Below are 25,210 nucleotides of genomic sequence, written 5' to 3' on the forward strand. Positions count from 1 at the left end.
TTGATCATATATGTAAAAATATGTTCGTTAACAAATGTATGGGAGGGAATGAAAATATGATTCCAACATGCTTTTCAGCTTATTACACATTGATCCCCTTATTTAATGAAATTTCTGAATGGTCACTTTTAAGGAAATGGTCTCTTTCAGAAGTTTACAGAGTAACGTTGAGAACAGGGGAATCGCGAATTATTAAATGGGGCGGAAGTGAAATGGCCGGGGAAGCAGAAATTTATCAGAAGCTAGTGCACCCACTGCAAATCAAAGCCCCGCGCATCTTTGAATTTATTCAACTGAAGGACAGCGGAGTAATCATCATGGAGGATGCCGGAAAAAGAAATTTGGAACAGCAACCGGAGCCTGAGTACTTTCTTGAGGCTTCGAGGGAATTGCCAAGACTTAGAGTGAGTGCAACAGCCAACTTAAGGATGCTACCAAGAAAGACCATTGAAGCATATTCAGTTTCAATGAGCGGATTTCTTCAACTGTTGGATGATTTATTGAAATCGAATAGGTTAGAAGAAAACAGAGTGTTACTAAAAGTTGAGAAAGTGTTACCTCTTCATTTAGAAAAACTATATCAAATGGTCCCCACTTCTCTAGTTCATCATGATTATCATGCAAAAAACCTTTTGATTCAAGAAGATGGCATTATGCCGATTGATTGGTCCAATGCTTATTTAAGTCCTCATCTTGGTGACTTGTATTGCTTAATTACGGAAGCACACACCTTCTGCAATCTCTCAAAAGAAGATATGATTTCAGCTTACTTAGAGGGAACTAATTTACATATTAATCATTTGAACTGGCAAGTGCGAATTGGCGGTTTATGTTGGCTGATTAAAACATTACGTTGGCTTGTATATGGTGGTATAGAGATAATCCCAGGATCAGAAGCTTGGATACCCGATCTGCTGAATAATGTAGATAATCTATGTGAGGAATTGATATATGATAGTCAGAGCTCCCCTGAATTAGTATAAATCGGACATATTTATGACGACTCTTTGAGCGGACCCTCCTAAGGTGTTTGCTCTTCACACTACATACATTGCTGTGAACCGTAACCTACATAAGGGCTATAAAATAGGGGCTGCTTATTCTTTATGGGCGCAGGTTCTGTGAAGGAACGGCATAAACCCAAGGTCCGCTGCAAAGCTCGTTACATGCTGCCGACCACCACAATGAGCACCGGCAGCACCAGGAAAGAAGCCAGCGTTGTCCATACAATGCAGCGGGATACCAGGGAGGGAGAACTGCTGAACCGTTCGGCCAGCACGACGGAATTGACGGCGACAGGCATGGACGCCAGAATGAGCAGCACCGAAAATAAGGTGCCGGTAATATTCAGCAGGAGCAAAACGAGTGCGGCAAGCAGCGGAGCCAGCAGAAGGCGGACCGTGATGCCGGTCCAGAAGGCAAGCTGCACATTGCGCTCTGTCTGGGCCGCTTTGACCTTGACCATCTGCGCGCCCAGAATCGCAAGCACCACGGGCGAATACGCCCCGGCCACCATTGCGACTCCGGATGCCAGTTCATCCGGCATATGCAGGCCGAGCGCCCGCAGCATCAAGGCCAGAATTGCCGCATAGATGGCCGGCAGCGAGAACACCGATTTAACAGCGCTGCGCACCGAGAACTGTGATCTCGCAGCGAAATAAACGCCGATGGTATTAACGATTACCATCTGGCCAATGACATAGACCGATGCTTTATCGAGGCCAAGCTGGCCGAAGGCCAGCAGCACCAGCGGAAGCCCGTAATTGACGCTGTTCGTAAACGTGGAGACCAGTGTCAGTCCGGCGGCTTCCGCCGGAGCCAGCTTCAGTATTCGCCCGAGCACATTGGCCAGGCCCCATAAAAGAAACAGATTCAGCAAGGAGAACGACAGTGTCTTATAGACGTCGTCGAAGGAAATTTCTGCAGTAGCCAGCGTATCGAGAATGATCGCCGGACTCAAAAAGTACAAATAGAGCGTTAACAGCGGTTTCGTATCGAGGTTCTTGAACCGGCCCAGCAGCGCTCCGGCGATGACCGGAATGGACAGCGGCACTATGACCTTAAATAACGTCGACAACACAGTCTCAATCACGGGCCAGGACTCCTCTGTTCTATAGTTACTCCCTACTATACCTGCTGAAGCAAGGCCCGTCTAAGATATGGAAACAATATGCTTAATAGAAACTGCCTATGGCTGCACATAACTTCCCAAAAGATAGTATTGTGATATGATTAAGAAAACTCGCTATTCACTCAGGAGGCTAGTTGAATATGAACCTTTCAGAGCCTGTCATTATAACCAAGGGCACTCCCGGCGAACCCTGTCCCATTGCCAAAACACTCGATATTATTGGAACCAAATGGACCTTTCTCATTATCCGTGATCTGCTGATCGAAGGCACGATGCGCTTCAGCGATCTGCTGAAATCCCTGGAGGGAATCAGCCCGAAGACGCTCTCGCTGCGGCTCCGTGAGCTGGAAAACCATGGCATACTGGAACGTACAGTATATCCGGAGGTACCGCCGCGTGTAGAATATACCCTGACCGCGAAGGGGGAACAGCTGGAAGGAATTTTTATCGAGCTTAAACGATACGGACTCACGCTCTAAAAAACTTTAATCCGGCAACCCTTCCACCGCACAAAACTATACTTTTGGAAACTGTATAACAATAAGGTAACTACTTCCCAAAAGGAAGTTATAGACATATACTCTCCTCACAGAGCACAACATGCTTACTGTTGCTTCCGAAGCGAGTTTTATTGCGGCGGATGTCTGAAAGTAATGCTCCATAAACCTTTGAGGAGGAAAAGAGATGTTAACAGGACAAAAAGTAGTTATTGTCGGCGGAAGCTCGGGAATCGGTTTGGAGACGGCCCGACGGGCCGCCGCGGAAGGTGCGGAGATTGTAATTGCCAGCCGTTCCCGGCATAAGCTGGAACAGGCCAAGTCTGCCATCGGTACAGGGGCGAAAGTAACTTCACACATACTGGATGTGACAGATGAGGAGCAGATGCGGCTGTTCTTCGAGCAGACCGGGACGTTTGATCATCTGGTTGTCAGTGCGGCCGAAACAAGCGGCGGGCCTTTCCTGGCAACGCCGACAAGCACTGCCCGCTCGCTGTTCGAGAATAAATTCTGGGGCCAATATTATGCCGCCAAATATGCGGCTCCGATGCTGAACCCCAATGGCTCCATTACCCTCTTCTCGGGGGTTGTAGCGTTCAAATCCATGATCGGCTCCTCCATGTTGGGCGCAGTGAATGCTGCTGTCGCAAATCTTGGCCGGACCTTGGCCCTGGAGCTGGCCCCTCTGCGTGTGAACGTCGTCTCTCCAGGCATTATTGACACGCCTTCCCGGGCAGGGATGGCGGAGGAATCCCGGAATGCCTTTTACAGCAGTACAGCTGCCAAGCTGCCGGTACAGCGTGTAGGCACCGCGGCGGACGTGGCTGAGGGCGTGCTCTACCTGATCCATAACGGATTCACCACAGGCACGGTAATTCATATCGACGGCGGCCATAGCCTGATCTGAAAGCGGCAGAGGCGCAGGTCCGGAAGCTGCGTTCCGTCATTCCCCCGGGCCGTTACGCCGTAATACCGTTATTCCGGAGATGCGCTCACCTGTCTACAACAAAAATCCTCATCCCCAGCGAAATGACAAGGGGATGAGGATTTTGTTTGTTACAGCATTTTGATTTCAAGCAGCTCATATTTTATGATGCCCATCGGGGCATTGACGCTGATGATGTCGCCCACTTTTTTGCCGATCAGCTCTTTGCCCAGCGGACTTTCATAAGAAATCTTGTTGTCGAGCACATCAGCCTCAGCCGGGCCCACCACTCTATATTCGATTTTTTCGGAGTATTCCACATCATTCAGGATCACGATGCAACCTACACTGACTGCACTCAGATCCATTTTGCTCGAATCAACGATCTGGGCTTTCGTCAGCATTTTCTCCAGGATCATAATCCGGGTTTCCATGAACGATTGATCTTCCTTGGCCGAGTGGTACTCACTGTTCTCCTTCAAGTCCCCGTAGCTGATCGCCAGCTTAAGGCGGGCTGCCAGTTCCTTGCGTTTCACCGTCTTCAGATCCCTAAGCTCTTCCTCTAACTTAGCCAATCCTTCTTTAGTCAAGAATACTTCTTCATTGGACTTAGACATGTTCTACAACTCCTATTTTTGCCTGCTTTATTGTATTTTACCCCATATTGCGCAAACATGCGAAGAAGAAAAGAAAATTATCTCCTCCTCCTTTACCCGGCACAAATGCTAAGTTGCCAAGGCCGAAGAAGTATGAATCCCACTTAACTCTCCAAAAACATTGACGGATAGGGATGGACCTGATAAATTAAATTAAATTAATCATACAATTTAACTCGGAATTATATTCCAGCCAAAGGGGTTGATCGCCGTGAACTTTATTTTCTTTTCCCCTCATTTCCCGAGGAACAGCGCCGATTTCTGTACTCAGCTGCAGCGTCAGGGTGTGCTGGTGCTCGGGATTGGTGATGCCGAATATGCACACTTGGAGGACAAGCTGCAGCTCGCACTGACGGAGTATTACAAAGTGAATGATCTGGAAAATTACGAGGAGATCTTGCGGGCGGTAGGCTATTTCACACATAAATACGGCAAGATTGACCGGTTCGAGTCACTGAACGAATATTGGCTGGAGCAGGATGCCGCCATCCGCAGTGACTTCAACATTTACGGCACCAAGACCGATTTCGTCTACAATCTGAAGCAGAAGTCCAAGATGAAGGAATTTTTCCGCAAAAGCGGCGTCAACACCGTGCAGTTCTCCACCGGAACCACCCGGGAGAGTGTCGATGCGTTCATCCGTGAAGCCGGCTTTCCGCTTGTTGTGAAGCCCGATCTCGGCTCCGGGGCCAGCATGACTTACAAGATCAATAACGAGGATGAGCTGCAGCAATTTTTTGACACCAAACCCGCTGAGGTCCCCTTTATTATCGAAGAGTTCATTGACGGGGTCATTCTGACCTATGACGGACTGGTCGATATCCATGGTGAAGTGCGCTTTGCCGTAAGCCATCTGTTCGAGAACAGCGTGATGGAGGTCGTCAACACCGATAACCATCTGTATTATTTCTGTCTGCGGGAGATTAGTCCGGAGGTTGAGGCGGCGGGCAGAAGCATTCTGAAGGCTTTTGACATCAAGGAGCGTTTCTTCCATATCGAGCTGTTCAAGTCGAATAAAGATGGCCGGATTATTGCTCTAGAAGTGAATATGCGTCCGCCCGGTGCCTGGATGACCGATGCCATAAACTTCTCGTACGACGTGGACATCTATAAGGAATGGGCCAGCATGATCGCACATAACGAGGTCGGCGGACCCTATGAAGGCAAATATTATACCGGCTATGCCAGCCGCAAGAAGCATAAGCATTACACCCACAGCCATGAAGACATCTACCGCACCTATGGCGACAAGATCGTGAATTATGCCGAGATCGAAGAGGTATTCAGCAGAGCCATGGGGAACAGCGCCTATCAATTCCGTTCCGCCGCATTAGAGGATGTCAGAGACATCGTGAACTATATTCAACAAGAAGAGGGATAGGATGTGTTAACGGATGAGGACAAGCTACCATAAGGAGTACAGCCATAACTTGCACAGGGAAATGGAGTATAAAATATACGGCCACGCCGGCAAACCGATGCTGGTCTTCCCTACGTCACTCGGCAGATTCTATCAATACGAGGATTCGGGCATGATCCAGACGCTCTCTGAATTCATTGAGGCCGGCAAGCTGCAGATTTGGGCCTGCGACAGCATTGATGAGGAGACCTTCTTCTCTTCTCACTGGAATCATGAGGACAAAGTGCAACGGCATGAGCAGTATGACAAATACATCACGCAGGAGCTGATCCCCGGCGTTCTCGACCAGAGCAAATGGAACAATGGCGGCAGTGACCAGCGCATTCTCATCTCCGGCTGCTCCATGGGCGCTTACTACAGTGCCAGCTTCTTTTTCCGTTATCCGCAATATTTCGATACCTTGATCGCCCTGAGCGGCGTCTATTCCACCTATTATTTCTTTGGCGACTATATGAGCGACAACGTCTACCTCAACTCTCCGCTCCACTATTTGCCGGGACTTCAGGATGATTATTATCTGCAGCAATACCGTGACAGCAACATCATCATTTGCGTCGGCCAGGGCGATTATGAGGACGAAATGCTTCATGAGACCCGCCTGTTGCAGAAACTGCTGCAGCGCAAGGAGATCCCTGCCCGGTTCGACTATTGGGGCCACGATGTGAACCATGACTGGCCTTGGTGGAACAAACAGATTCATTATTATGTCAGCGGCTGCCTATAGTCGTTATAATGTTGCAAAAAGGGGAGCTGCCATAACTGGCAGCCCCCCTTTTTTATGCAGAACCCGTCTTACTGCCTCAGCTAGCCATCGGGGTTCTCGTGCATACTTCCTTACTCCGGCAGATGTTCTGTACAGAACAAGGCCAGTGCTGCTTCCTCGTCCTCTTCCATATCGAAATCCAAAACGCGGCCTGTCGTCGTTTCCAGCAGATCGTAACTGACGATGGCGCTCTTCTCTTCCTCAACTTTGAAAATCACGCGGGCCGATACCCCGTTCTCTTCGTACAGTTCATCTTCTTCCGGCACATCCAGGTTAATCATGAACTCATATCGCTTGCCGCTTAAAATACCGAATGGGTCTCTTAAATTTTCCACGGTGTAGCTTGTAAATGTCAGCACAACGCATACCTTCTTTCCTAATCACTGCCAAGCTATTGTATCACAAAAATCCTTAGCAGGTGATGGAAGGGATTACTTCCTGCTAACCAGGCCGTCCGCAAACCGCTGAAATGGTCTCCCGGCTTACCCGGCAACTATCCCGTTCTTATCCGCGCTGCTGTCTTTGGTCTTCTTAATCTGCTTGCTGCGCAGCTGGCCGCAGGCGGCATCAATATCTGTGCCATGCTCCAGCCGGGTGCTGACGCTGACTCCCTGCTTCTTCAGCGTGTCAAAAAAGGCCCGTACCGACTCCCGCTCGCTCCGCTGGTACTGACTATGTTCATCCACCGGGTTGTATGGGATCAGGTTGACGTTGGCCAGCTGACGCCGGTCGCCGATCAGTTCTGCCAGCTCCAGCGCATGCTCCTCGCGGTCATTGATGTCCTTCAGCAGAATGTACTCCAGCGTAATTCTCCGGTTCGTCTTCTCCAGATAATAATCAATCGCCGGCATTAACTTCTCTATAGGAATCGCACGGTTGATCTTCATAATCCGTGTCCGCAGCTCATTATTCGGCGCATGTAAAGAAATCGCCAGGTTGACCTGCATATTGGCATCGGCAAATTCTCTGATTTTGTCGGCCAGACCGCTTGTCGAGACGGTAATGCCCTTGCCGGCAATCGCCAGCCCTTTGTGGTCCTTGATGATCGTCAGGAAATTCAGCAGGTGTTCGAAGTTATCGAACGGCTCGCCGATCCCCATCACTACTACATGGCTGACCCTCTGCCCCAGTCCGGCCTGATCGAGATGCTGCTGCACCTTCATAATCTGCTCCACAATCTCGCCGCTGGACAGATCACGGCTCTTCGCCAGCAGTCCGCTCGCACAGAAGCTGCAGCCGATATTGCAGCCGACCTGGGTGGTGACGCAGACGGACAAGCCGTATTTCTGCCGCATCAGTACCGTTTCGATCAGATTGCCGTCCTTTAGACGGAACAGGAACTTGATCGTACCGTCAGCCGATTCCTGCTTCACATGCTCATCCATCGTTTGAAATACATAATGCTCGGACAGCAGCTGCACACAATCCTTATTCAGATCGGACATCTCCGTGAAATCCGTAATCCGCTTGCGGTAAATCCAGTCCCAGACCTGGGCTGCACGGGACTTTTTGTGGCCGCGCTCCGATAGCCATGACGCCAGTTGATCCAATGTTAATCCATAAATGGATTCTTTATTCATTTCATATCCTCTTTTCAAAACTTTAAAGTTCAATCTATTCTACCTTGACAGGACTCTTCCAACAACATCTACTTATTGTCTCAAATTTCGTATATTAAAACAAGGGAAATCCCTGCCTGCAGCCCCGTATCCGTGAAGTTACCGACACACAGCTGGAGCAGTATGCAGCCGGCTATGACATTATATCCAGACAGACTTGCCGGTCGTTACCCTCCGGTAATTTTCCGGAGTCTAGAGCAGTGAGTCTATTCGCTTCTTCTAACAACATATTAAGTTAGTTGTAGGGCATTTAAAAAGCGTATCCATGTGCGATGGATACGCTCAAACCCTGCAAATTATTTAAAGATGGCGAATTTCAAGCCTTTGCTCTTAAGATATTGGATGATTTCAGGGAGGATCTTTACGGTTATGCTTTTTTCATGCAAAAGATAGATGCCGCCCGACGGATCGGTTGCGCGGAAATAATGAAGAATCTCCTCCGGGCTGTCCGCCTTCCAATCCTCAGGGTCGCGGTTCCAGAGCAGCACCTTCATATGCTGTCTGCCGACTTCAGCCGCCAGCTCTTCATTTACCGCTCCATACGGAGGACGGAAGACCGTTACCGGAGACTGGATGAGCTGTGCCAGTGCGTGGTTAACTTGACTTAGATTGTTCCGGTTCTCTTCACCGCTGTTCCTGGTCATGACGCTGTGATCCCACGAATGATTGCCGACCGCCATGCCCTGCGCATCCGCATAGATTACTGCCTCAGGGTAGTGGAGCACATTCTGTCCAATAAATAAAAAATTGGCCGCAATGCCTTCCGCCTGCAGAATATCCACGATCTCCTTGGTATACTTCGAGGGGCCATCATCGAAGGAGAGCGCCACATATCCCTTGGGCAAGGCGTATTCATAGCTGTCTCCGCCAAGCTCAATCTCCTCGTACAGCAGCTTCTGCACTTCTTTCTCATCCACTACTGGTACCGTGGCTGCTTCGGCTATACTGCTCTCAAGTGAAGTCAGCCGCACCACAGGGGCATAAGGAACGGACAAGGTGTCATATTGCTCAGAACTATGAGCACCAGCCTCAGACTGGGTGACTTCCACCTTCGCTTCGGCACTGTCCGAGAACAGTCCATCGTCCATACGCAGCAAGAATACGATCAGCAGAAGGCTCAACACAAGTCCCCGCAGAGCAATCGACCGGGCCCCAGCCCTGGAACTGCTGCGCTTAACCGGTTTCGGCACTGCCGCTACCGCTGGGGAGGGAATCACCGCGGCCTCTTCCTTCTCCTTCTCCTTTACCTGCTCAGCACCCACCCATTCCGGCTGCTTCAAGCGATGAAGTAAGGAGATATATTCTTCGGAGCAGGCGAAATACAGCGTTTCGCTGAAAGTCCGGTTCATTTTGATAAGCGAGCTGAAATGTGTCTGGCGGAAGGGATCCCACTTCGTATACAGTGACAGCCGAATCCGCTGTCCTTCAAAAGGGGGGAGTGCGTTCATTTGCAAATATGTAAGTTCATCTATGTCGACCATTTGTCTGGTAAAGGCACCGCTGCGGGTTAGACCTACCTCCATCCGATAACCGTCCTGCCCGTGCTCAAGCGACAGCAACTCTATCATCAGAGCGGCGCTTTTTTCCTCAACTGGCATAAATATTATGTATCCCCATTCTCATCACTGCGCTCTGCAGGCAGGCTGCCGCCGCCAAAAGGTGCTGTCATCCGGTTGGTGAAATCGCTGATCATGCTGGAGAGGTAGGCTTTCTCCTGCCGGACCGTTTCGTATTTCTGTCGAAGATGGCCATTTTCCGTCTCCAGGCGTCCGATTTTTTCTTCCAGCTCATTCATTTTCTTGAGCTTCTCCGCATGGACCTCATTGTGCTTCTGCACAAGGTTAACGTATTTCCGCTGCTCCAGATCAATGGTGCTCTTGAGTTCGTCCATTTCTGCAGAAAAAGTGATATGAAGCTCGCGGTAATCCTCCAGCACCTGATCCACCTTCAGATTACGCTCTACCAGCTTCTGCTCCAGCTCCATAATGTTCTTCTCCCGGTCTTCAATCACCTTGTTGAGGTTCTTGAGATCCTTGTTCAACCGCTCCACATGTCCGCTGGAATGCGCAAGCCGGTCCTGAAGCTCACGGTTATTCGTCTCGGCATGCGTCCGGTCCTGAATCATCTGTTCAACCGCAAAAATTAAATCCAGTGATTTCTTGTCCAGCTGTGCTTTGCCTGTCGAAATCAGGCTGTTCTGGCTGTCACTCTTTTCATAGCTTTCCGAATCTTCAGGAGGACTTTCCGCCAATTGTACCTTTTGAACCATGCCCGGCTTCGGCGTCTTGTCCACCGCGTCTCTTTTCTTAAAAAAAGGAGCAGCCATCTATATATCACCTCATTATAAATGTCAAAAAATGTCGAGCATATACGAGTTTATTATAGATGATTTGTCCTGGATGTAAGTGAGCCTTAATATCTAACTTTCTTAAATACATCTAAAGACCCAATTCGCTGCCCCAGTAAGGATTAACCACGCCGATAGGCCGGATTTCCGCGGTTGCCGAACTTTTCGCACAAAAAAACGCAGCCCTATTGGACCGCGCCTTTTGCCCTACATTCGCTATTTATACAGGACTTTCTCCACATTGTACTTGGCTTTCAGCTTGTTCACAATGTAGGTTTCGTAAATCTCTCTGTCGACCGGATCCTCAACGAGGTATACCTCAATCTTGGTGACTTCGTCGCGATGGGGCTTCATTACGGATACGTTATCTTCAAAATGCTTTTTGATTCTGGGTCTCAGCTTTCTGGCCTTGCCTACAAACAACAGCTCGTCGTTGTCGTTATAGAACATAAAGATGCCGCCGGCTTCCCGCGTAATCAGGTGGAAATCCGTAAATCCGTAAATATGGCTCAGCACAGGATTCTCCTGCTTGGTAATCGTAACATCCGGTGCCGGGATGGTAATGCTGATCATTCGTGCTCACTTCCCTCTTGTATATAGAAATAAATAGTATCACAGATCAAGTGGCCTGACTATTTCTATCTTCTGCGGCTTTGATGTATTTTATAAGCGTGTTCACAAAGATTTATCCTGCCGGGCCTTAAGCACGCGGATCGTTTCCGTAATTCCCTGTTCAAACGGTGTGGCCGGAATCGGCCCGACGGTACGTTCATATTTGCTGCCGCTTAAAATAAGGGGCTCCTTCGTTAAATAGAGCATCTCGACAATCTCCTTCATGACCGGGATGAACAGTCCCAGCAGCGACAAGCCGGCGGCACCGACGGGTATAACCGGTTTTGATGATCCGCTAGCCGCCCGGGCTATTCGGACGATCTCTTTACCCGAGATGATGCCCGCACCTGGAATGTTCCAATTCTGCCCGTACGCTTCCTCCCTGCCCGCCAGCTCCACCATCATCACTGCGGCATCCGGGAGGTAGACGTATTCACGCGGAACGCTCATATTTCCGATGAACATCGCCGGTTTCCCGGCGGCAATCGCCTCCAGCGTAGAGCCCAGATACGATGCCTCGTTGGCGGTAGGACCGTAATAATCGGGCAAGCGGACGATCATTCTTTTGGCCCGATTCCAGCGCGGGCTGAAGAACATCCGCTCAAATTCAAGCTTGACCTTTCCCTTTTGGGTATGCGGATTCTTTGGATATTCCTCGCTAATCGGCTGCTCATTCCGTCTTTTGCCGTACGGATAAATGCCGTCCACCGCAACAACTCGGGTCCCTAGCTTGCTTGCCGCCTCCAAGACCGCTTCCCCCATCGGCAGCAGCTTGGTGCTCATCTCGTGATAAGGCACCGAAGCACAGTGGAAAATAACATCCACCCCCTGCGCGGCCTCCTGTACATCGCCCGCCTTAAATACGTCGCCGGTCTTCAGGCGGAGTCCTGTTGGACTCCCCAGCTTCGCAGCAAGCTGCTCCAGCTTTGGCAGGGATCGCCCAAAGGCGACCGTTTCCACCCCTCTTTTCAGCAGCTCGGCAATAATGACCATTCCTGTTCCTCCGGTTGCACCTAACACGACAGCTTTGTTTAACATTTTAATTACCTCCTGATTAGTTGGTTTGGGTTTGGGTTTGGGTTTGGGTTTGGGTTTGGGTTTGGGTTTGGGTTTGGGTTTGGGTTTGGGTTTCGCCATGATCAGTAGTGATTGATCACTAACTTAATGTTTTCGCGTTTCTGACTGTCACGGACTGGAGAGACGTTATCTTGCTGATCGGAGTCTATTTGACTTCCATTCGGACCCAGATGCACCTATTGAGTGAGAAAATCAACAAATTGAGTGCGATTGGGAACAATAGCTGCACTGAGGTCCGATCACAGCCGCAAACAGGCAATTTCTCCGAAATAAGAGCTCTGGTGTCCGGTACGCGATAGAGATTAACCATCAGGCAACCGGATTGGCTTTAAGGTGATATGGATTAGCGATATAGCGAATCGGCTTTAGCGATAGGCTATGAGATCGGCGTTACGGCGATTCGGATTAGCAATAGGCTATCAGATCGGCGTTACGGCGATTCGGATTAGCGATAGGCTGTCAGATAGGCGTTAGGACGAAACGGATTAGCGGTAGGCTATCAAATTGGCGTTACAGCGATTCGGGTACTTAACCATATGGCGTACGGCATACCGATGGGCACTATTGCTTGGCGATTGACTATTTAAGCAGTTGATGAGCAGCTCAAGATACCGTTGTTCCTTAGTACTTTAGTTACTAATAGGGCGCTTTTGTTATTGGCTAATCACTAACTAAAACTCATTAATATCTAAGGGACTCCGCCCTTAGATCCTGCTCACTAACCAAACTCACCCTAGTACTCGCTGGTACTTACAGATGCTTTGGCTTTAGTTCCGGCATTCCCAGCGCCATTGCGATATTGCACAGCATGCCGTTGGCCATAAAGGTGCTGACCTCAACCTCTGGATGCTCCATTCCGGCAGCCACAAATTTCCCCTTAACCAGACTGGTGACTTCAAGCATTCCCTTCTGCATCGCATGGAGGATCATTTCATCACGGATGCCCAATGCCTGCACTTGCAGAAGAATCTCATTAGGATGGGTCTCCATCAATTGCTCATATACCCGGATTGTTTCCGCAAGCATCTGATCTGCAGGAGCCTCAACACTCTTAAAGGTGCGGATAATCCGCTCAAAGGCACGGTCCAGTGCGGCTACAAACAGTTCCTCCTTGTTCTTGAACAGCTTGAAAATATACGGCTGGGAGATACCGACTCTCTCCGCCACCTGTGCAGTGGTCGCCCGGTAATAACCGAGTTCGGCAAAAACCACAACCGCCGCCTCCAAAATCTGCTCCCGCCGGTTAACGGAGGTCGCTTCAGCTGTCTTAGACCGGACCGTACTGGGTTGTTTGTTCATGATGGCCATATGCCTCCTTTTCTGATGAAGTAGATAAAGTAATTCACGCCTCACTAATTGGTTATTGATCAATCACTTTCTTGGTTAGAAGTATATACTCCAATTCATAAATAATCAAGCCTGCATTTTAAACGCTTAGCCTACTGTTCCACCTTTACAATCACGTGGCTGTCGTCCTCAGCAGGGATGAAGGACTAGATGGAAATGTCCGTATCACTTGCAGCCAGAGTGCCGTTTAGGATATTGTCCGCAAGTCTTCTTCGAATTATAGTTACGCTTGGGATTTCCCCTGAGCATTCTGTCCGATACCACACTTGCGAATGAACCACCGCTGAACCAGCTTATGTTGCCCCGTTCAAAATAAATGTATTTACTGCAACTATCCAGGGGTACAATAGGGCTTTTTTAGAGATAGATGTATTTCTTACAGACCTGTTGATTAACCATAAAAAGGTAGAAAAAAGGCCGCCCATTCGGTAAAGTGTTTGTACCCTACAAACATCCGAAACGAGGCGACTTCATGAAAAAGTCTACTTCATTATCGAATATTCTGCAATTGGTGATTCCCGAAGAAAAAATGCTCCCATTCTTGGAAGAACTAAAGTATATCGATGTGGCGCGAAAGTTTACTGTCTATGATTTATTTCTATTTTTGGCCGAAGCCGCCTTCCAGCAGTGGGAGGGGTATCGGGACGGAGAACAGCGAATGGCCCTTTGTGGGCAGCGTTCTGTGGATCACTCGACCCTCTCGAAAAAAGCCAAAGACGTTCCTTTTCAATTATTCAAGCGTTTGCTAGATCTCATGATTGGGCTGTGCAATCGAAAGACTCGGCGTGTACTCGGTATTCCGAAGGAGTTGCTAATCGTTGATTCCACTACGATTACGGTAGGTCTGGGACGGTTGACTTGGGCTCCGCACAAAGGCCAAAAAGCAGGCGTTAAGCTACACGTGGGGATCATTGGAGACCAAGGCGAATTGCACAAAGTTACCGAAACGACTGGATATGAGCCTGATTTGAAGAGTTGCCCTGACCAGCTGGACAGAAGATTTATTTTGGTGGCAGACCGGTCTTATGGTAAACACAAGCTGTTTGACAGTTACCAAGAGCAGGAAAACCGGCAGTATTTTGTGATTCGTCTTCGGGATAATACAACCTTTACGAATCCAATCTCACGATGTCGAAAGCATCCCTTTTCGGGAAGTATTAAGCAAGATTTGACCTGCCAATTGGGAAAGAACATGGCACTCTCCCAGAACAGATCTCGGGTGGTCATTCTAGAGGATCCCAAAGGAAATCCCGTTATTCTCGCCACAAATCTGCACTGGTATTCCCCCGAAGGGATTGCAGAAATCTATAAAAAACGGTGGCAGATTGAAGTCTTTTTTCGTTGAATTAAGCAGCATCTAAACATTCCAAAATTATTCGGAACAACACCAAATGCAGTGTATGGACAGCTGTACACAGCTTTACTGATTTATGTTTTGCTTAAGTTCCTGTTTGAGCAGGGAAATGCTGCGGTGCATCCGAGTGCTAAATTAACATTCGTCGACTTTGACCGGTTATTTACTTTGGAAACTTTACCACCGGAATGGAGGATTTATTTAGCCAATGTAGTGTTTCCCACTCCCATAATTTAGCTAATCAACAGACCTATATTTCTTACAACTAGAATTGGCGAAAAGCAACGTTTTGGACGGCGGGAAGAACAAGAGAAGTAGCTTGATTTCCTTGTTTTTGGGGCGGGGTTCTTCCGCCCCAAAGAACATCCACACTTACTAACGAATACCCGAGATGCTATTCTCTACTTTGTTACACAAACTTCCCGCTTATGAAGCTTCTCTTAATAGAGGCTTGGTTTAAACCAAGCTCAGGTTGCAACAATGGGCAGCATATGAAAAAGCACGCTCTCAGTACGCAGAAAAAAAATAAAAAAAATCCACATAATGTTGCGTAACGTTACGTAATATGATAATATGAACTCAGCTAAGGTGTTCTTTTGTAGAAAGCAAACCTTTGATGGGATTCAATCTTTGCTTTCATATCCCTACAAAAATACTTTTAGTTATAATGCGTAACGCAACGTAATAATACATTATATTTAAAGGAGAGATTTCTATGACCTGCGCTTCTAATATTAATACTTTTGTTAATGGCTCAATCACTTATAACGGCACGCGTTACGATCTTCTTGCGCTTGCTAAATGGGTATCTTATCAAAGTTGGAGAAAAAGCGGTGGACTTAATGGGCTTCCTGTTTCCGTTATTATTGCACAGTGGGGATTTGAACATTATTCTTGGACATTACCTAGCCTTCAAAGTTCTTACAATTTCGCTTACCAAGACGGTACCTGTGGAGCCACTTCTGGAGTATACGATCCTAATAACACCACTCCAGGTAAACGCCTGAAATTCACTAACATGCTGGACGCTATTCGATCTTATGCCAGATTATATTATTGAAGGCTACCCTCATGTTCGCTACGCTTATTCAGGAAATGGTGGTAATAGCGCAGGAGCTGCCGCGGCTGCAAATGCTTTAAGTAGTGGATATTGGACAGGGTATACGAAATCAGCTACCTCTTATTGCTCCAGTACTTCATATGCTGTTAACAGTTCAAGCACAAAACGTGTCTGGGCAACAGCAGGGTACTCTGGAATGGATGGTACCATTACAAGCTCTAATAACACTTGCTTGAACACCCTGCACTATATTCAAAAGACTGATCCGAATGTATATGGGTTGTCGAACATCTACTAAATCGTTGTGTAACTTGAACAGAAATATACCAAAGAAACTCTTCCACTTTATAGCGGAAGAGTTCCTTTTTATTCAGCAACTAATTGCTTCTTGCTCAAATCCAGTTTGTAAACTACGTCTTTCGCATCTTCTTCAGGGGTGCCAGCACCAACAGGCGGATGAACAACTAAACCATCATTTTCGATACTTAGTAATGGTTCAGATTCAGAATAGAGAATTGTCTTAGAAACTCGGTCTTTTTTTACGATCTCTAATGCGAATACGTCTCCACTTTGTTTATCGATCGCGAATACATACCCTTCCAATCCATGCCCCGTTTGGTATTGTGGAGTGAGGATATAAACATCAGCATCTTTAAAACTAACCTTTTCAAGGGTTAGTTTCTTGTCAGATGGCTGGACAAATAAATAAGCCGGTAGTTCCAATAGAACCTTATCCTGATCTCCTTGTCTGTAGATAATAGAATAATTGCTCTGGAAGGTCTGATCTCCCTCTTGCCCCAGCGTACTCGATACGTTCAAGTGTCCTCGTTCTTCCTTACCATTTGAAATCATAAGCAGTGTTCCCTTATCCGTTTGTTGTTCTGCCCGAATCGCTTGGTCTTCATTAACAGAATCAATGACAATTGAATCCGTGAGATCAGACTTGGGGAAAACACTAGCTATACCACCAGAAGGGTTTTGTTCTTGAGTAGATGAATTGTTTATATTAGTGGTTTCTTGATTTGCGGTGTTGCTGGGTGTTGCCGTTCTAGGGTTTTGTTGTTTGTTACAGGCAACGAGCAAACTACATAATAATACCGATGATGCTAATAGCAAAGCATGCTTCTTAATTGTAATCTCCCGCTTTCATATAATATAGACTCTCCTTAGATTATACAGAATATTATATCCAATAAGTTCAAAAAAATGTAAATACTTAATTTAAAATTGCGTAACCTTTCGATTCCCCCATCTCTTTTCACCCCGTTTATTTCCATATAAACACTCTCCCTATATAAACGGAAATAAATGAAAAAAGTTACCATAAATATATTATAACGTATTGTATTGCTACGTAGTATGATATGATATAAAAAACACCTTTTTAAAAAAAGGTTCGATAGCAAATGAAGTTATTATTTTTCTGCTTATTCTCTCCTTAAAAAACATCATTTGATAAAAATTACAACAAAACTTCAATATTGTAACCTAAAAAACCGCAACAAATCGCCCCTTTTAGACGTAAAAAATATACTACTATGGAAATAAAGCCCTTAAAATGCGAACGTACGTTTGGTATAATGGACAAACCTAATACAGAAACGGTATGCAATTAAAAAGGGGGTCCCTCGTCTTATGTTAGTTAACAAAAATCAATTTCCTGCAAACCTATCCACTCTGTTATCAGTAGATGTAAAGCAACATATTATGTGGATCTTGGATGCAAGTCCGACATCTCAATTCTATTGTCATGTAATAACTGAAATACCTAATATCTATGTTTATCTGATCGAACACAACCCGTTGGAAACGTACACTATTTGTCATATTTTTTCATGTGACCAAATTGGAGAAGATTTTTCTTATCAAAGTCTTTCCTCCAACCAAATAAATATGATGAATCAATTTGTCTTACAAGTTAATATTACTTAGTCTTCTTTTCCCTTATCACACGTTCATATTCTTCTTCAATTGTTTTAGATAACAGTTCAGTTGCTGTCATATTCAGCTTTTTCGCGGCTGTAGCTAACTGCTGTTTAATGTAAACAGGTACGTCGTAATGAAATTTAACTTTATTTCCATATGCCATTTTTAATTCCTCCTATCCTATGATTTCTTGGTATTTTTTTTCGATAATACGGATCAATAATTGAGTAGCTGACATTTCTTGTAATGCAGCTGCTTCAATTAGTTTCTCCTTAATTTCAGGCTGGAACTCATAGGGTAATTTTAATTTAGGTTCTACCATGCGGCCATCTAATGTCTTTTCAGCATCTAATGCAAGCTTCACTAGAGAATCTAAGGACGAATCATTAGAAGCTTCTCTTCCATACTTGGGCAATACGCGTATTAAATACTGCTTTAATGTCTTCTGATTTTCCTCCGGTATTTCTATCCCAAAGTTCTCACCATCTATCTTAATGTCACAGTCCACCATAAATCCAAATAAATTGATACTATACTTCATATTCACCCTCCTTTTCAGCTATGGTTATTATATAGCGATTTGTAACGTACCACAATATTATTATTCATTTTTTTGCAACTCATTTTCATTACTATTAGAACCAATTCCCAGCAAATCCGAAAAAATAGCGTTGCCTTTAGCCTTATAGTTAGCTATTAAACTATGTGTAGCCAGGACTACAAGCTGAGATTGGGACAATCCGGTATTATTAGCGATATTCAGTAAATCCGTTCTAGCTTTTTCCGGAAGATACACCGTGAGCCTAGAAGGCTTTTCTTTCGATTCCATTGCCATCACCTTATCATTATTTATTTCTATTGTAGCATATAATATGTGTTATTGTAACCTATATCATACCACAAATAAAGCGTTTTGTAACGTTGCGTTTTGTATTATAATGGAGCTGAAGAAGGGAGGTTATTACTTATGGATCTACAGGCTGTTGTTCAGCTAATCGGAAACGTTGGATTCCCAATTGCCCTTTCTCTGATTCTTCTTCAGACGATACTTGTCAAATTTAATAAGCAAATGAATGGATTAGAGAAGCGCTTGGCCTCAGCTTGATAAGACAATGAATCTATTGGTTAGGACGTTTCATCAAAGCGCACCAAAAACGCTTAGCTTAATAGCCAAGATAAAAAGGATGATGGTTGAAGTCGCAACCCTTTACTATATGTTTTAAACTCCGGTTAGTTCTAACGGGATTTAAAACGTATTTTTTTCTCTTCGACTCTATTCTGATCCTCCTACAGTTCCTGAAAACTCACACCTTTCTAGATTGTACACAGCAAAAAAGGCATCTCTAGATCTAAACTAGGAATGCCCTTTTTCTTTAAAGTATATTTAAATCAACTAAATAGTTGTCCAATTCATTAAGATCTTGAACTGTAAAAGATATTACTTGAAGGCTATTATCTAAATCTAAGTAAAGTTCCAAGTTTGTACGCTCTTCTAAATCAAATACTAATACCTGACCTAATTTAATACCCTTTTTTTCTAAAAAATCGATAATGTCAGCTGCTCTTCCTTTGTTATCTTGAGATCCTTTAAGTTCATATATCTTTATATCGCTGTTCTCCTTTTGAAATTCCAAAAGAGTGTTATTTAAAATAAACTGATTCTTAGTAATTTCCTTTCTATTAATTTCACCTTCAACACCAAAACGAGATAAAATTTTGGTGTCCTCTAAAAGTTGTTTTCCTTCACTATTAAAATAAGAATAATAGAGATCATGTACAGTATGAAGCCCGGTAAGCTCCTTTTGGATACTATAAGCGTCCGATCGGTATAGATCTAGTGAATAACTTGTAGAAGATATTCCATACACCATTTCAAGCGGTCCAACATTAGGATCGTATTCTGGAAGAATATATGATCTATCTCCAAGTACGGTCTTAATTTTCTGCACCCACTCTTGATATGCATCATCACCAGGCTTAGCGACACCATTCTCTGGATTTTGTGAACATGCTGATAAAATAACCACTAAGCACCCAATGATAATGGATAGACGTAAAAGCTTAATATTAACCACCCGCAATCTTATAATTATGAGCCTTACACCCGGTTCTGCCGGATGTTCGTGATATTTTTCTCAAAGCGGGATGAATTGTATTCCTGTGTCCCTGAAGTAATAGCATAATCATAGTAACTCCTGCGGGAATAAGCAAGAATCGGACAAGCTGTGGACAAGGAGACTCAGGCGATCCTTTGAATGCTTATATGCCGGAGACCAGCCAGCCCATAAAAATATAAACTGAAAAAAAGGCTCAAAGCCGTAATCAGTGCTTGACGAAGTGACCGAAGGATGAAAATGGAAAAACATCTGTTACTCCTGTATTGTTGTAAGTCTCACCGAACAACAAAAAAGGAATAAACAGATGCAGATCCAGTATATCAATGAAATGCTCGACATACCAGAGCTACAAGTTCGTCAAATTCGGTCTATGGTGGCCGACGAACTTCATATCGAAGCCATTCCACGCAGCTATAAACAATGCTGTCCCCTGTGCAAATCCGACCAAAACGTCATTCGTAAGGGAAGTAATGGCATGCGGACGGTAAGGCATTTGCCAGTGTTTGCGAAAAAAACCTTTCTGCATGTGCCTTCCATCCGATTGTCCTGCACCACTTGCGAAGCCGGATTTGGATGGTTCTATGAATTTGTCGGACCCAAGCAGCGCTACAGCTGGCTTTTTCGTTTCCATACTTTCGAACAAGCGCTCGGATCAACGGCTGCACATAGCGCTCGTATGCAGCAATTACCTACCAGTACCGTACAACGCATGCATAACGAGGCTGTTCCGGTGGAGTGTGAACGCATCGAGAAGCACGTGTGGACCGAAGCGAAAGAAATGCCCAATCTGGTTTTAGGTGTCGATGATTTTGCCATCCGAAAAGGTCATACCTACAATACCGGTATCCATAATCTCAAAGGCGAGACCATGCTGGATCTGCTTCCGGGTCGAAAGCTAAACGACTTGCGGGCGTATGCCAACACTCATCCAGACTTCCTTCTGTTGAACCCCAAAGCGGTTGTCATGGATTTAGCACAGGCGTATCATACCTGGATCAGCGAGTGCTTTCCCCACGCGATTCGCATTGCGGATCGGTTTCATGTTCATGGTTATGTGATCGACAGTGTACAGGAGGTTCGAAAAACCGTTCAACCTACGCTATCGCCACGGGCAAGGGCTTACCTGAAAGCCCATCATCGCTTGCTTAATCCGCCTGTGGAATCGCTGGAAGAGGAGAGCCGGACGAGACTGGAGATGCTGCTAACCTTCTCCCCACTACTTCGTAGCGTCTGGGAATGGAAGGAAGCATTCTCGACCTGGTATGACTGTTCGCCGAGCTTTAGTGCTGCCAAACTGGGTTTTGAGCGTTGGTGTAAGCAAGGCGAGAAGATGGATCATCCTGCTGTTCGTAGCACCTTAAAGACGATGCGCAATTGGAACATAGAAATCGTAAACTACCATCAATGCCGATGGACAAACGCAACGGTGGAAGGTCGTCACAATCGCATTAAAGCCTTCCAGCGTCGCCATTACTTTACGCGAAATCGTAGCCGTTATAAAGCAGGCATTCTCATTGAATGTAACCGCCATCGTATGTTTCGCTAATAGTCAAGCACTGATTTTGAGATTGAGCCGAAAAAAAACCTGATTTTGTATATTATAGTAGGGAACCTTCAGTTGGCATTATGTAGATTTCAGGAGAGGGGAGCAAGCTATATGTTAGGAATTAATGTTACACAATCGGATGAAAACCTCGTGATCAAGTGGCAGCTGTCAAAGTTTGAAATACCTCTTTCAGAGATTGTGGAGGTTACACAGGACGATACTTATGGCGGTTCTGAAAAAAATGCCATTCGAATCGGCACTCCTTACGGCACAACGGACAGGGTTGTCATTAAAACACAGTCCAACATTTATATTTTATTTACCTCAGATGCAGCGGCAATTATAAAAAAAATAGAGGATCTAGGGAATTCTGAAAGTTAACCGCTTCTGTTAAAATAGGAATCTGGAGTGATACATATGAGCAAATATGGGATGTACGCTAAATTTACTGCACAACCCGGCAAACGCGATGCTTTGGCAAAAATCTTGCTGGAAAGCGCGGCTGCTGCTGAGACTGTCGAGGAGTGTGAGCTTTACATCATCAATTTCTCGGAGACCGAACCGGATATTCTCTGGGTTACCGAGGTATGGAGCAATCCGGAGGCACATGCGGCCTCGCTCAGCCTGGAAGCTACCCAAGCGGCTATCCAGCACGCCATGCCGCTGATTGCCGGTGTGGAGTCCACAAAGCTCAAGCCCGTAGGCGGCAAAGGACTGTCGTTTAAATAAACGGAGACGAACCTTTAGTGGAGAATATAAAAGGCAATAAGCACAGCCTGCAGCGGCTGCATTTATTGCCTTTTTTAGCGTTATCTCGACTCAGCTATTCATAAAATATCTATAGCCATTGATCTATTCCATTTCAGCCAGCCTGGCGATAATTCTACGCTTGCGGTACAGCATCCGCGCGGCCTCAGCCACATCCTCCAGCGCCTTCCGGTTAAGATATGCGCCAAAAAACATCCCGGCGACGGGAACGGCCTGCAGCATCTTTTTCCAGCCCCAGTTATCGCGGTATACCGTAATAACCTCCTTCCAGCCCTGGATCTTGGAGACGGCAGCATTCGTTCCGGCAGTGATATCGCCGTTGCCTCCGGCCTGCAGATTCAGCTCCTGCAAAATCGTCAGTTTCCCCACAATATCCGAAGACGCGAACTGCATCACCTTCACCGTAAAAATCCGTTCCGCCTTGTCCGTTGGATTATAGCCATAGCATAGACCGATTTCCTGAATGACCTTCAGCGACAGGCCCAAGATAGCGGGAATATCGGCAGCAAGCGTGAAGACCCCTCCGAACCCGGTTGTAGCCCCTTGCGCCGTTGCTACATTCCGGCTGCTCTGACTCAGCTTCAGCGCGGCTTCATCCATAACAGCGAGCGGAAACGGTCCCTTCTCGCTTCCCCCGGCAGCCCGGCTGGAAGACTCCAGGAGCGAGCTCACCTTACGTCCAGCCACCAGATAGTTGCCTCCGTTCTGGATATAACTGCCCAGTTCATCCAGCAGCTTGCCCAGCTTCTCGTGTATCACCTTTGGCGTGATTTTGTCCAATAGCTTGAACGGCAAGCGGGTGATCCGGTCCCAAATCATCAGCTTGTTCTGCTCTTTTTCCCATTTCACAATTACGGCAAGCGCGGCATGCAGCTCCGCAGCCGTTTCAAAGCGCGGCAAGCCTTCAGCAGTTTCCGGCATAGGGTAACCTCCTAAAAGTTTTGTGAGCATTTCTTCACTGAGTTTACTTCGTACAAAACTTGCTTAGAAAGCATACACTTAGTTTTGTGAGCATTTCTTCACTGGTTTATACGTTGGGTATAGTTACGCCTTAATTCAAAATTATTCACTTAGTCTGAGTGTGACAGACCGCCTCTTAACTTTATAACCGAATTAGCGGCTCTTGATTGCCCTCATCCTACTATTCGTTTCCCGGGTCATGCCAAACAGGCATTTCCGGAGACTCACCGGAAATGCCTGCGGCTGCACATACTGCCTGGGAAACACCATCATTGAGCTGGGCTCTAATCCTTAATCTGGCTCTGCTGCACTTCCAAAGCGGCTAACCTTTCCTTCTCATCCTTTAGTCTTTCTTCGGTTAGATCAACACCATGGCCGCCCACCGAGCCCTCCGGGGCATGCCGGACTGCATTCTCGGCATGCTCCAGACTATTCTCGGCTTGGGCAAGAGTCTGTTCATTCGGATGGCTTAAAGCCTGCGTTACTGAGTTATGCAGCTTGGTCACAGAATCTTGCGCCTGGTCCACCGTGCTGTTCGTCCGCAAACTGGATTCATAGTGCCTCATAAGTTGAATACTCCCCCTTCTGTCACGCTTTCCGATCCTCTTTAGCATGGATAAGGGGAGGCTTTCTTATGCATAATATCTACATCAGGAACATGGCGACAATCGTCGTCGCCGAGAGGCCCAGCAGCACCGGCTTCAGATTCCGCCGGGCCAGCTCGAACGGGCTGACGCCGCAGATGGCGGCAGCCGGAATGAGCGCCCACGGAATCAGCGTGCCGCCGCCAACCCAGATGGCGGCCACCTGTCCAAGGGCAGTCAAGATCGCCGCGCCGGAATGAATCGCGGCAGCAAACATCTGGGCAATCGGGCCGACCAGCGAGATGCCGGAAAAGCCGGAGCCGTCAAGGCCGGTGATCGCGCCGATCACCGTTAATGTTACGGCTCCTACCGCGCCATTCAGCGGAACGTGATCTGCAAGGGCCACGCCAAGATCATTCACGATGCCGTGCGAGCCGCCGGGCAGCGTGTTCCCAAACAGCTCGGTGAAGGCCGAATCACCGAGATAAAAGAAGGCCGCGATGGGGATGACCGGGCCAAATACTTTAAAACCAAAGACAAATCCCTCGATCAGGTAAGAGGTGATTTTCTCCAGCCCCTGGTTAGGATGGGCCAGCAAAGTGATCGTAATCAGGATCAGCACGGCGGTTCCGCCAACCAGGGCCGTAGCATCTCCACCCTGCAGGTCAAGGATAAACATCGCGACTACATCGAGCAGGAACAGCAGGGGGATGGCGATAGCCAGCCCTTTTTTCAGACCGGGGCTCATCAATACCGGAGCTGTATCCTCCGCTCCTGCTGACAACGGACCTGAAGAACCTTTGACCGACACCAGCCCGTCTCTCCAGGTTCCATTTCTCTGATCTCTGCGCATCATCCAGAACGCGGTGACCGTAGTGACCAGTCCCATCACTATAACAAGCGGCAGGCTCGCCTCCATAACACTGGACACCGGAAGACCTGCGGCATCTGCGGTCAGCTTCGGTGCCCCCTGAATTATATAATCACCGGATAAGGCAATCCCGTGGCCGAACAGATTCATCGCCATCGCTGCGCCAAGCGCGGGCAGACCCACCCGGACAGCCACCGGGAGCAGTACCGCCCCGACCAGCGCCACCGCAGGTGAAGGCCAGAAGAAAAGCGAGGTAACCATCATAATCAGCCCGATCCCCCAGTAGGCCATAGCCTGCGTGCGCAGGAACCGGGTAAGCGGAGCCACCATCGTTTCATTAATGCCTGTAACCATCAGAATCCGGCTCATGGCCACAATAATGGAGATGATCATAATTGTGCTCATCAGCTCTTTGGTCGCATAGACAAATGAATTGAAGATTCCTGACACCGAACCACTGAGCGTACTTGTTGCAAGCAGCCCCAGGGCAAAAATCCCGGTCACACAAATCATCGTTGTATCGCGCCGCCTGATCAGCAGCGTCATAATAAACACAATAAAGACCAGATACACCCAGTGAACCGCAGATAACTGAATGCTCATCATCTTTGGCGCCCCCTTTCCTACTCA

General features: G+C 46.9%; 27 protein-coding genes. 10 read left to right on the forward strand and 17 right to left on the reverse strand.

All coding sequences use genetic code 11. The features are described 5' to 3' along the window. The first annotated feature begins 56 nt into the window (after positions 1–56). A complete protein-coding gene (locus tag NSS79_RS32775) occupies positions 57–983 on the forward strand; it encodes a phosphotransferase (protein WP_342437618.1) in 927 nt (308 codons plus the stop codon). 179 nt (positions 984–1,162) lie between these two features. Here NSS79_RS32775 and NSS79_RS32780 read toward each other — a convergent pair whose 3' ends face one another. Beyond that, complete coding sequence (locus NSS79_RS32780; RefSeq protein WP_342437619.1) at positions 1,163–2,092, reverse strand: AEC family transporter; 930 nt, start codon at positions 2,090–2,092, stop codon at positions 1,163–1,165. 179 nt (positions 2,093–2,271) lie between these two features. Here NSS79_RS32780 and NSS79_RS32785 point away from each other — a divergent pair, with 179 nt between their 5' ends. Together NSS79_RS32785 and NSS79_RS32790 are read left to right on the forward strand one after the other, a co-directional pair. Next, positions 2,272–2,610, forward strand: a complete 339-nt coding sequence (locus NSS79_RS32785) for a helix-turn-helix domain-containing protein (RefSeq protein WP_342437620.1) — start codon at positions 2,272–2,274, stop codon at positions 2,608–2,610. Between the two features lie 205 nt (positions 2,611–2,815). Next, a complete protein-coding gene (locus NSS79_RS32790) occupies positions 2,816–3,535 on the forward strand; it encodes an SDR family oxidoreductase (RefSeq protein WP_342437621.1) in 720 nt (239 codons plus the stop codon). 149 nt (positions 3,536–3,684) lie between these two features. Here NSS79_RS32790 and greA read toward each other — a convergent pair whose 3' ends face one another. Continuing rightward, on the reverse strand, positions 3,685–4,170 hold the full coding sequence (gene greA / locus NSS79_RS32795; protein WP_038597863.1) for a transcription elongation factor GreA: 486 nt from the start codon (positions 4,168–4,170) through the stop codon (positions 3,685–3,687). A gap of 250 nt (positions 4,171–4,420) precedes the next feature. Between greA and NSS79_RS32800 the strand changes: the two genes are divergently transcribed. Both NSS79_RS32800 and NSS79_RS32805 read left to right on the forward strand, forming a co-directional pair. Continuing rightward, entirely contained in the window at positions 4,421–5,590 is a 1,170-nt protein-coding gene (locus NSS79_RS32800; protein WP_342437622.1) for an ATP-grasp domain-containing protein, read from the forward strand. A 13-nt stretch (positions 5,591–5,603) separates the two neighbouring features. Beyond that, positions 5,604–6,353, forward strand: coding sequence for an alpha/beta hydrolase-fold protein (locus tag NSS79_RS32805; protein ID WP_342437623.1), 750 nt, complete (start codon positions 5,604–5,606; stop codon positions 6,351–6,353). 110 nt (positions 6,354–6,463) lie between these two features. On the opposite strand, the gene NSS79_RS32810 is transcribed toward NSS79_RS32805, so the two are convergent. The 7 genes from NSS79_RS32810 to NSS79_RS32840 form a co-directional block, all read right to left on the reverse strand. Beyond that, positions 6,464–6,751, reverse strand: a complete 288-nt coding sequence (locus NSS79_RS32810) for a DUF6509 family protein (RefSeq protein ID WP_038597869.1) — start codon at positions 6,749–6,751, stop codon at positions 6,464–6,466. A 123-nt stretch (positions 6,752–6,874) separates the two neighbouring features. Further along, positions 6,875–7,972: a 23S rRNA (adenine(2503)-C(2))-methyltransferase RlmN gene (gene rlmN / locus NSS79_RS32815; RefSeq protein WP_342437624.1), complete on the reverse strand. Its 1,098-nt coding sequence runs from the start codon at positions 7,970–7,972 to the stop codon at positions 6,875–6,877. Between the two features lie 335 nt (positions 7,973–8,307). Further along, on the reverse strand, positions 8,308–9,609 hold the full coding sequence (locus NSS79_RS32820) for a polysaccharide deacetylase family protein (protein ID WP_342437625.1): 1,302 nt from the start codon (positions 9,607–9,609) through the stop codon (positions 8,308–8,310). A 5-nt stretch (positions 9,610–9,614) separates the two neighbouring features. After that, positions 9,615–10,337, reverse strand: a complete 723-nt coding sequence (locus tag NSS79_RS32825) for a hypothetical protein (RefSeq protein WP_342437626.1) — start codon at positions 10,335–10,337, stop codon at positions 9,615–9,617. Positions 10,338–10,574: 237 nt separating this feature from the next. Then, entirely contained in the window at positions 10,575–10,931 is a 357-nt protein-coding gene (locus NSS79_RS32830) for a nucleotide excision repair endonuclease (protein ID WP_342437627.1), read from the reverse strand. 102 nt (positions 10,932–11,033) lie between these two features. Next, entirely contained in the window at positions 11,034–12,008 is a 975-nt protein-coding gene (locus tag NSS79_RS32835; protein ID WP_342437628.1) for an NAD-dependent epimerase/dehydratase family protein, read from the reverse strand. 789 nt (positions 12,009–12,797) lie between these two features. Continuing rightward, complete coding sequence (locus tag NSS79_RS32840; protein ID WP_342437629.1) at positions 12,798–13,346, reverse strand: TetR/AcrR family transcriptional regulator; 549 nt, start codon at positions 13,344–13,346, stop codon at positions 12,798–12,800. Positions 13,347–13,866: 520 nt separating this feature from the next. Here NSS79_RS32840 and NSS79_RS32845 point away from each other — a divergent pair. Beyond that, positions 13,867–14,739, forward strand: coding sequence for an IS4 family transposase (locus NSS79_RS32845; protein ID WP_342437630.1), 873 nt, complete (start codon positions 13,867–13,869; stop codon positions 14,737–14,739). Between the two features lie 724 nt (positions 14,740–15,463). Beyond that, a complete protein-coding gene (locus tag NSS79_RS32850; protein ID WP_342437631.1) occupies positions 15,464–15,808 on the forward strand; it encodes a hypothetical protein in 345 nt (114 codons plus the stop codon). 366 nt (positions 15,809–16,174) lie between these two features. Here the strand turns inward: NSS79_RS32850 and NSS79_RS32855 are convergent, their stop codons facing one another. The 5 genes from NSS79_RS32855 to NSS79_RS32875 all read right to left on the reverse strand — a co-directional run bounded on the left by NSS79_RS32855 (position 16,175) and on the right by NSS79_RS32875 (position 19,761). Beyond that, positions 16,175–16,924, reverse strand: a complete 750-nt coding sequence (locus tag NSS79_RS32855) for a hypothetical protein (RefSeq protein WP_342437632.1) — start codon at positions 16,922–16,924, stop codon at positions 16,175–16,177. 808 nt (positions 16,925–17,732) lie between these two features. Then, positions 17,733–17,897: a hypothetical protein gene (locus tag NSS79_RS32860; RefSeq protein WP_342437633.1), complete on the reverse strand. Its 165-nt coding sequence runs from the start codon at positions 17,895–17,897 to the stop codon at positions 17,733–17,735. 12 nt (positions 17,898–17,909) lie between these two features. Further along, complete coding sequence (locus NSS79_RS32865; protein ID WP_342437634.1) at positions 17,910–18,275, reverse strand: hypothetical protein; 366 nt, start codon at positions 18,273–18,275, stop codon at positions 17,910–17,912. Positions 18,276–18,335: 60 nt separating this feature from the next. Next, complete coding sequence (locus NSS79_RS32870; protein ID WP_342437635.1) at positions 18,336–18,563, reverse strand: hypothetical protein; 228 nt, start codon at positions 18,561–18,563, stop codon at positions 18,336–18,338. 544 nt (positions 18,564–19,107) lie between these two features. Then, positions 19,108–19,761 (reverse strand): hypothetical protein, encoded by a 654-nt coding sequence (locus NSS79_RS32875; RefSeq protein WP_342437636.1) that lies wholly within the window; start codon positions 19,759–19,761, stop codon positions 19,108–19,110. Positions 19,762–20,155: 394 nt separating this feature from the next. Here NSS79_RS32875 and NSS79_RS32880 point away from each other — a divergent pair, with 394 nt between their 5' ends. The 3 genes from NSS79_RS32880 (at position 20,156) to NSS79_RS32890 (ending at position 22,126) form a co-directional block, all read left to right on the forward strand. Next, positions 20,156–21,397: an ISL3 family transposase gene (locus NSS79_RS32880; RefSeq protein ID WP_342436644.1), complete on the forward strand. Its 1,242-nt coding sequence runs from the start codon at positions 20,156–20,158 to the stop codon at positions 21,395–21,397. A gap of 111 nt (positions 21,398–21,508) precedes the next feature. Then, on the forward strand, positions 21,509–21,778 hold the full coding sequence (locus NSS79_RS32885) for a PH domain-containing protein (RefSeq protein WP_342437637.1): 270 nt from the start codon (positions 21,509–21,511) through the stop codon (positions 21,776–21,778). A 36-nt stretch (positions 21,779–21,814) separates the two neighbouring features. Next, on the forward strand, positions 21,815–22,126 hold the full coding sequence (locus NSS79_RS32890; RefSeq protein ID WP_342437638.1) for an antibiotic biosynthesis monooxygenase: 312 nt from the start codon (positions 21,815–21,817) through the stop codon (positions 22,124–22,126). A gap of 123 nt (positions 22,127–22,249) precedes the next feature. Here NSS79_RS32890 and NSS79_RS32895 read toward each other — a convergent pair whose 3' ends face one another. The 3 genes from NSS79_RS32895 to NSS79_RS32905 all read right to left on the reverse strand — a co-directional run bounded on the left by NSS79_RS32895 (position 22,250) and on the right by NSS79_RS32905 (position 25,183). Continuing rightward, on the reverse strand, positions 22,250–23,086 hold the full coding sequence (locus NSS79_RS32895; RefSeq protein ID WP_342437639.1) for an EcsC family protein: 837 nt from the start codon (positions 23,084–23,086) through the stop codon (positions 22,250–22,252). Positions 23,087–23,409: 323 nt separating this feature from the next. Further along, positions 23,410–23,691: a hypothetical protein gene (locus tag NSS79_RS32900; RefSeq protein ID WP_076113518.1), complete on the reverse strand. Its 282-nt coding sequence runs from the start codon at positions 23,689–23,691 to the stop codon at positions 23,410–23,412. 79 nt (positions 23,692–23,770) lie between these two features. Further along, on the reverse strand, positions 23,771–25,183 hold the full coding sequence (locus NSS79_RS32905) for a hypothetical protein (RefSeq protein WP_342440487.1): 1,413 nt from the start codon (positions 25,181–25,183) through the stop codon (positions 23,771–23,773). Positions 25,184–25,210: the final 27 nt, after the last annotated feature.

Origin of the sequence: Paenibacillus sp. FSL L8-0436 (assembly GCF_038593025.1) — a bacterium.
GTDB lineage: Bacteria > Bacillota > Bacilli > Paenibacillales > Paenibacillaceae > Paenibacillus_AQ.